The 7,518-nt window shown below is 36.4% G+C and carries 8 protein-coding genes; 7 read left to right on the top strand and 1 reads right to left on the bottom strand.

Annotated elements, in window-relative coordinates; genetic code table 11:
• Window positions 1-14 precede the first annotated feature (14 nt).
• From HMPREF0373_RS16455 to tnpA, 3 genes are all read left to right on the top strand, one after another.
• The gene (locus tag HMPREF0373_RS16455) at window positions 15-1,847 is read left to right on the top strand and encodes a DNA/RNA non-specific endonuclease (RefSeq protein WP_021739117.1); all 1,833 of its coding nucleotides are present in this window, start codon (window positions 15-17) and stop codon (window positions 1,845-1,847) included.
• Window positions 1,848-1,860: 13 nt separating this feature from the next.
• A complete protein-coding gene (locus HMPREF0373_RS07720; protein ID WP_044963416.1) occupies window positions 1,861-2,313 on the top strand; it encodes a hypothetical protein in 453 nt (150 codons plus the stop codon).
• A gap of 506 nt (window positions 2,314-2,819) precedes the next feature.
• The gene (gene tnpA / locus HMPREF0373_RS07725; RefSeq protein WP_173867549.1) at window positions 2,820-3,233 is read left to right on the top strand and encodes an IS66 family insertion sequence element accessory protein TnpA; all 414 of its coding nucleotides are present in this window, start codon (window positions 2,820-2,822) and stop codon (window positions 3,231-3,233) included.
• 126 nt (window positions 3,234-3,359) lie between these two features.
• Here the strand turns inward: tnpA and HMPREF0373_RS07730 are convergent, their stop codons facing one another.
• The gene (locus HMPREF0373_RS07730) at window positions 3,360-3,848 is read right to left on the bottom strand and encodes a tyrosine-type recombinase/integrase (RefSeq protein ID WP_226972159.1); all 489 of its coding nucleotides are present in this window, start codon (window positions 3,846-3,848) and stop codon (window positions 3,360-3,362) included.
• Between HMPREF0373_RS07730 and HMPREF0373_RS07735 the strand changes: the two genes are divergently transcribed.
• From HMPREF0373_RS07735 to HMPREF0373_RS07745, 4 genes are all read left to right on the top strand, one after another.
• Complete coding sequence (locus HMPREF0373_RS07735) at window positions 3,839-4,684, top strand: tyrosine-type recombinase/integrase (protein WP_049946824.1); 846 nt, start codon at window positions 3,839-3,841, stop codon at window positions 4,682-4,684. The two genes, HMPREF0373_RS07730 and HMPREF0373_RS07735, sit on opposite strands and share 10 nt — an antisense overlap.
• The gene (locus HMPREF0373_RS17770) at window positions 4,617-4,778 is read left to right on the top strand and encodes a transposase domain-containing protein (RefSeq protein WP_226972153.1); all 162 of its coding nucleotides are present in this window, start codon (window positions 4,617-4,619) and stop codon (window positions 4,776-4,778) included. Before HMPREF0373_RS07735 ends, HMPREF0373_RS17770 begins: the two co-directional genes overlap by 68 nt.
• Before the next feature lie 397 nt (window positions 4,779-5,175).
• Window positions 5,176-5,853 carry a response regulator transcription factor gene (locus HMPREF0373_RS07740; RefSeq protein ID WP_021739122.1) on the top strand — a complete coding sequence of 226 codons (678 nt, stop codon included), beginning with the start codon at window positions 5,176-5,178 and terminating at the stop codon, window positions 5,851-5,853.
• Window positions 5,837-7,240, top strand: coding sequence for a sensor histidine kinase (locus tag HMPREF0373_RS07745; protein WP_021739123.1), 1,404 nt, complete (start codon window positions 5,837-5,839; stop codon window positions 7,238-7,240). The genes HMPREF0373_RS07740 and HMPREF0373_RS07745 overlap by 17 nt, the downstream gene beginning before the upstream one ends.
• Window positions 7,241-7,518 lie beyond the last annotated feature (278 nt).

The following is a 7,518-nucleotide window of genomic DNA, read 5'->3' on the forward strand; positions in this document are numbered from 1 at the left end:
GGAGGAGGTGTGTTATGGGATACCATGTGAAAATTGAAGAGTTGTTGGAAGTACAAAATCAGATGATTAGCCAGTTGAGTGAATGGGGAACACAATTAGAGACGGTTTATCAGGCATTAGAAACGATTGTAGTAACACCATGCATCCAAGGGGAAACCGGGAAAAGCATACAGAATTATATACAAGAAGTACATATTCCTGTGATTGGATCACTACAGCAACTCTTAACTGAGTTTCAGGTACGTCTTTCGGTATATGCAGAGGGATATTATGGAATTGATTCTTCTTATGAGGCTGAGATTCCACAAGAAATATTGGAGGAACAACAGAAAGCATTGGAGAATGGACGGGAAGACTTTGAAAATTTAAGGGAAGAAATCAATAGCGTCATTTCCAATGTTAGTGACATTGTTTCAGTTGTCCAACCTTCAGGTTTATCTTTAGTACTTTCTTATCAGTTGATGGAAAGTCGTGTTAAAACTTTAAACAGTGATATTGGTGATTATGAGGAAACGCATCAAAATGACACACAGAATATGGACTCCATGATGGAGTCTATAAGGTCTATTCTGATAGCAAGAACAGGAAGCTCTGCTGTATCAGTAACTAATTATCAGGCTGGTTCTATTGCAATGCTGCCGGCATATCAAAGGCTGCAGATGGGCTATGAAGAAAGTGGAAATTTTGTAGCTCAGAACATGGCTCAGTACGAAGAGGCAATGAAAAAGTTTGAAGATAAAATGAACGATAAACTTGCTGATGATAGGAAAGCAGAAGGATTGAAACAGCTTCTTGCAGGCATCGTATCCGCAACAGTGGGAACAGCATTGATTTTCGCAACAGCGGGTGCGGCTGCCCCTATTGTGCTTGGAGGGGCTATTGTAGGAGGAACATCTACCTTATATGGATTATCGAACGCAACAGAAGGAATGAATAATATATCCCTTGGCTTTTCCGGGGACGGATTTACAATGGCAGAAAACCCTATCCGTGATACACTGTTTGCAGGAAATCCGGATTTATATTATACTATAGGAAATGCCAGTACTATGATTTCGGCAATGGCATTACCGATGAGTGGTATTTTAAAAGGGGCAACAGGTGCTGCAAAATTTAAAACTATCGCCGTAGATGGTGGAAGGATATTGATTGGCAATGTGGCAGAAGATAAAGCTTATGATGCAATCTATCAAAGTACAGACAGCCGTATATTGGCAATGCTGGGAAGTAATGTGGTAGAAGGAGTCCTGTCAGGAAACCTAGCAAATAGTTCAGTATCGGAAATTGGAGATGTGGCGAGAAAGGTGGATATTGAAGAACTGGGAGATAGTATCACAATAAATTCTAATCAAGGTAGATTAGATGTATTGAAGAGTAATGTTCAAACTAGTCAGAAAATTTTTACAGAGATACCATTTGATAAAACTGGAAAATTAAAGTCTAGTATTAAATATCAGACAGGTGAATTCAACTATAACTATGAAACAGATGAATTGGGTAGGATATCTAATTGGAATACTGAAAACTTACAATTAACACAACGTGAAAAGAGATTAAACCATGTAGCAAAAACTCCTGGGAAATTAAAAGGAGATCATGCGGGACACTTGGCTGGAGATCGCTTTGGCGGTTCTCCCAAGTTAGATAATATGGTTTCTCAGTCTCAACATGTCAATTTAAGCGATTATCGAAAAATTGAAAATATATGGGCACAGGCAATAAAACAGGGAAAGGAAGTTGCTGTTAACGTTGAAGTTAGATATGATAAAAATGGTTTACGCCCAACGGAATTTATTGTAGAATATATAATTGATGGAGATGCTACTATTCAGAATATTTTTAATTAGATTGGAGGATATCATGGAAAAAATATTTGAGGATTATTTTTCAGAACTTCAAGCAGATATGGTTTCTATTTGCTTAGAATACGTAGAAGATAGAGCCGAAAAAGTATATATATATTGTTCTTTTGAAAATAATATACTGTCAAGTGGCTTTTTTTATAAGGTAAATGGGCAAGTAGTGAAAAAGAATAGACTAAATGATGTGATAAATGGCAACGAAGAAGAGTATGATGTGTCAGTAGATAGACAGAGAGCTACAATAGCTATTATTAATGACGATATTAAATCATTAATAACATTATGTCAGAAATATAAAAAAAAGATGCCAACACAAATTAAACTTACTTATGATGTGTTAAAGAATAGATTAAATGCAGATTATTGTTATGAAACAGTGTTTAGCAATGATAAAGATAAGACAGCATATGATATTTTAGAAGAATGGTATAATTCTGAAAAAAACATATAAACAATATAGACTTTTATTCCTTAAAAAATCCCACTAATTTTCTGCGTATTTTTTCATAAGTTGGTAAATACCGATATATTCCCTATTTTAGGGGCTTTATCGGTATTTTCTTTTTAGAGAAGATATCTTGCATAAAGCTGGATTTACCAGCATGAAAATACAACAAAAAGTAGTAAATAAATAGTAGGCGCCTAATTGGTTCTTTACATGTTTAGGTAAATTTAACGTGAAAGAGTTCTCTAAATAATACTTATTGGAAGAACAACAGCAAGTATTGAAGAATGGAAGGGAGGACTTTGAGAACTTATGGGAAGAAATCAACAATGTCATTTTCAGCGTTAGTGGCATTGGTTCAGTTGTAAGCGCAAAATAATTCGACGGATTGTGTTGCCCTAAAAATGAATCCATAATAATCATTAGAAAATGCAAGCATTTCACTTCATCTTCTCTTGCTAGAAATGATAGATGCGAGCATTTTACTCTATCCGATTTATGGAGGTGTGCTTATGAGAAGCAAAAGAATACCTGCCGAAGAACAATACCGTCTCATCATGGAATGCCGTCAAAGTGGATTGACAGATCATCAATGGTGTGTGGAACACGACATTAAACCGGGAACTTTTTACAACTGGGTAAAAAGGCTGCGTCAGAAAGGTTGTGTGGATTTGCCAGCGTCAACCGCACGCAGCTATCGTGCACCGGAAAGCCAGGAAGTTGTCAGAGTGGATTTTCATGATACTGACCCGCTCCCATATGAACAGCCATTAAATGTGATTCCGGTAGCTACGGAAAGAAATAACCTTTCCGTAGCAGAGCCAATGAAGCTGTCTGTAGGAAGTTTTCATCTAACAATACCAAATGGAACAGATCCTCAGCTTCTGGCTCAAACGCTTCGCATTGTGAAGGAGTTGGAATGTTAGGGGATATCACAGCCGCCGATGAAATCTATATCGTAACAGGCTTATAAACATGAAATTTTTATCCTCATCTTTTTACCAAAAGCTTTATTTTAGGCATTCTTATAACAAAAGATGAGGATAAAAAAGTTATCTCAGCCCACAGATGCGAGCAAGTTCATCCTCATTTTCTTCCCATTCCGGAGTCTCGTCTGGAATTGTAGAATTAGCAGTATTCATTGCTTCTCCAAGCATTTCAATGGATGGAGTCGCATAAATCCTGGTTGTTTCAGTAGATGAATGTCCAAGAATTACAGATATCATCTCCAGTTCAACCCCGTTTCGGTATAAACCAGTTGCCCTGGTACGCCGGAACATATGGCAATGCAGATGTTTCGGGAGATTTGGGTGTTCTGGTCTGATCGCATCCGCATACTTATTGATGATTCTTGAGACATTTCCAGGGGACATCGGAGCAATACTTCCTTTGATTTTCGTATAGAATAAGGGCTGATCAGGAAGCATTTCCGGATGAAACTGTCTTAAATACTTTTTTAAATGAGATACTGTTGCATCTGTAATGGATACGGAACGTTCCTTATCGCCTTTCTTCTGGAAGGAGGGGCTGTATGATGTCAGGACACTATAGTTTCACCAGCTGTTTTGCACCATTTATCGAAAGCATGATCACAGAAAAAAGAAACGCAGGCTTCCAGTATGAGCATGCAGAATGGATTCTTCACAAATTTGATGAATTCTGTAATCAGGAACAGGTTGAAACTCCTGTGATAACTCAGGAACTGGCGGGAAAATGGGGGACTCTGCGTAAAACAGAAACAAAAGTTACTCTTGCAGGAAGGATCTCCGTTCTCCGACAGTTAAGTCTGTACATGCAGGCATATGGAATTAAGTGCTATGTCCCGAGAAACTTCACCCGTAAAAGCAACCGTAGCGCATATGTTTTAAGCATTGAAGAAATACAGTCCTTGTTTCTGGAGATTGACAGTTACCAGCCAACCATAAATGCCGAGGTCTTTCATAGGCTGGCTCTGGAATACAGGATCCTGTTTCGCATGCTTTTCTGCTGTGGACTCAGGGTATCAGAAGCCAGAAAACTGCGACTGGACACGGTCGACCTGGAAAATGGTGTACTAAAAATCTATCAGTCAAAAGGCAGCAATGACCGTCTTGTCTATCTGCCGGACGATCTGCGACAGTTATGCTGTGAGTATCTAAAGATCATGACAGTTAAATATAAAATAAAATCGGAATGGTTCTTTCCTGCATCCGATCCAGCAAAAGTACTGCAGGTTGCTTCCGTCGGGAAACGTTTCCACCGGGCATGGGAGCAAACACCTTATGCCAGAGAAGGGGCTCTCCAGCCAACAGTGCAATACGACGGTAGAGATGGCCACGGCAAATGGAGTAAATGTCTATCACTATTTAACCTATCTTCTGGAAAAGCTGCCAGATGATAGTATGAGTGACAATGAATTAGATCAACTTGCTCCATGGAATGAAAAGGTAAAAGCTGAGATAGAGCGTCGAGCAGAAAACTCAAATCAATAATAAATCATATGTGAATTGTCAAGGTATTCCGTTTACTGAAAAGTAGCCGGATATTTTTCTATCAACGGCTGAAATTTAAGCGCTTACAGATTTTAAGTAAGAGTAATGTACTGTACAAGAAAGCCGGTGAAACGCCTTGAATTGATATTGAGAATATTACGGGGTGGCGGAATAATCAGATATTGGATCCATAGGCTTTGTAAATGCTATAATAAAAGATTCTATTCTATGTATTTAATATGTTCTATATAGAATGGAAAAAATGAAAAGGATGTACAGATGAAATATAATAGTGTATTGACAGAAAAAATAAGTTCTTGTTATTCTAAATATTATTGAAACTACACACAAATTACAAAATAAGATGATAAAATGAAATTATTTAGGAGATGACAGTATGCAGAAAATTTTGATTGTGGAAGATGATTTAGATATACAAGAAATGATACAATTTTTTTTGGAAGACCAAAACTATCAAGTATGTGTTGCTGATGATGGTGTAGAGGGGGTGGCGATTTTCAATAAAGAACATCCGGATATGGTACTTTTGGATATTATGTTGCCTAAGATGGACGGATATGCCGTTTGTGAAATCATCAGGCAAAGTTCAAATGTGCCAATTATTATGATTAGTGCATTAAGCAGTGAAACAGATCAGATTAAAGGATTTGAATTACAAATAGATGATTATATTCCAAAGCCAATTTCGTTACCGCTGATGATTAAAAAAATAGAAGCTGTATTTAGAAGATATAATAAAAAAGAGGAAACAGAAAATAATCAGATGTGGTATCGTGAAATCTGTCTTATTATTGGTAATTATCGGGTAATTATAAATGGAGAAAGTATTGATCTGACACAAAAGGAGTATGAAATATTAAAGGAGCTAATGGAGCATCCTGGAGCTGTGATCTCAAGAGAGAGCTTCCTGAATCGATTGTGGAAATATGAATTTTATGGTGATGAACGTGCTGTAGATAATCATATTAAAAATTTAAGAAAGAAATTAGGCAGTCTGGGAAATTATATTGAAACAGTAAGAGGAGTGGGATATCGCCTTGAGAAAGTACATTAAAGAACACTTAACTGTCAAGGTATTTTTAGTAACTATAATGCTATTATTGACATTGAGTGCGGCAATCTACGGAATGGTCACATTTGGCATGTCGAACTTTTATTTAACAGAATTAAATAAAAGTCTTGAGAAAGAATTAGACACTACGATTTCACAAATAAAGGATATGACTAATGATGAAACTCAGAAGATATTGGAACGGTTTGCGATAGAGTATGGAGTCTCTATCATTGTGAAAAATCAAGAAGGAGAGGAGATAGGAAATTATGGAGAGATATCTTATTTTTTAGCTCCAGATGCAGATAGTTCAAAAGCACAAAATAGCAAGGGCATTACAAAAAATTATATCGTGAAATCTAATGAAGGCACGATTTATAAACTTCAGATATTTGGAACGAAAGAGTCTGTAAATATAGGGTTAAAAGTGTTAAACCGAATTTTGCCAGTTCTCGGAGTAATTACTTTTGCTGTATCTATTTTAATTGCTATTTTTTTCGCTCAATATATCACTCGACCAATTTTAAAGGTGAATGAAGCATCTAAAAGAATGGTGAAATTAGATTTTCGTAGACCGTATCCCGAAACACGAAGCGATGAGATTGGTATTTTGGGAGAAAATTTGAATCGATTGGCGGAACATTTGGAAGAGACATTACAAGAGTTAAAAGAAAAAAATAAAATATTGCAAGATGAAATCCAAAGAGAGCAGGAAATGGAACAGAAGCAATTGTCATTTTTTGCAGCAGTTTCGCATGAATTGAAAACCCCAGTTACTATATTAAAAGGGCAAATTCAAGGGATGATTTCAGGAATTGGTGGATATAAAGATAGGGATAAATATCTGAAAAGATCATACGAAGTAGTCTTTGCAATGGAAGGACTGATTCAGGAGATACTTGATGTTTCGCGTATAAAGTCAGCTGGATTCTTAGTCAATTTTTCTAATGTATCCTTGGATAACATTGTAAGAAATTGTATACAAGAATGGGAAGATGTTGCGACAGATAGAGGGGTGACTTTCCACATAGAAATAGAAGAGCACACAGATATTCATGCGGACAGAGTTCTTTTTCAGAAAGTAATTGGCAATTTAATTAGCAATGCGGTAAAGTATACGCCGGATAATGGAAATATTTGGTGTAAGGTGTATAAAAAAGGAGGAGATGTAATATTTTCCGTTGAGAATAATGCTGAGCATATTTCGGAACAGGAAATTCCAAAATTATTTGATGCATTTTATAGACGAGAAAAATCTAGAAATAGAAAGGCTGGAGGAAGTGGTTTAGGTCTCTATATTGTAAAAATGATTGTAGAGTTACATCACTATGAGTGTGAATTAAAAAATACTGATCAAGGTATAGAAGTGAAAATAATATGTAAAGACTAGAAAAACATCCGTTTGTTGTGATTACAGGCGGATGTTCTTTTTTTGAATAAATGTAGGAGATGCTATCTACACAAAAAACATACAATAAAAACAAAGAAATCATAAAAAAACAATTTAAACTATGTATTACAAAGAACAACAGAAAAAGGTATGAAGTGGATAGACATATGATAGAAAATGTTTTTGAAAGGAGAAGAAAAATGAACGAACACCTGAAAAAGATCAAAGGGACCATTGATGTAGAGAGAGGATACAGTCTGGGGACTGTTTTCACTACC

The sequence above is a fragment of the Eubacterium ramulus ATCC 29099 genome (assembly GCF_000469345.1).
GTDB classification, from domain to species: Bacteria; Bacillota; Clostridia; order Lachnospirales; family Lachnospiraceae; genus Eubacterium_I; species Eubacterium_I ramulus.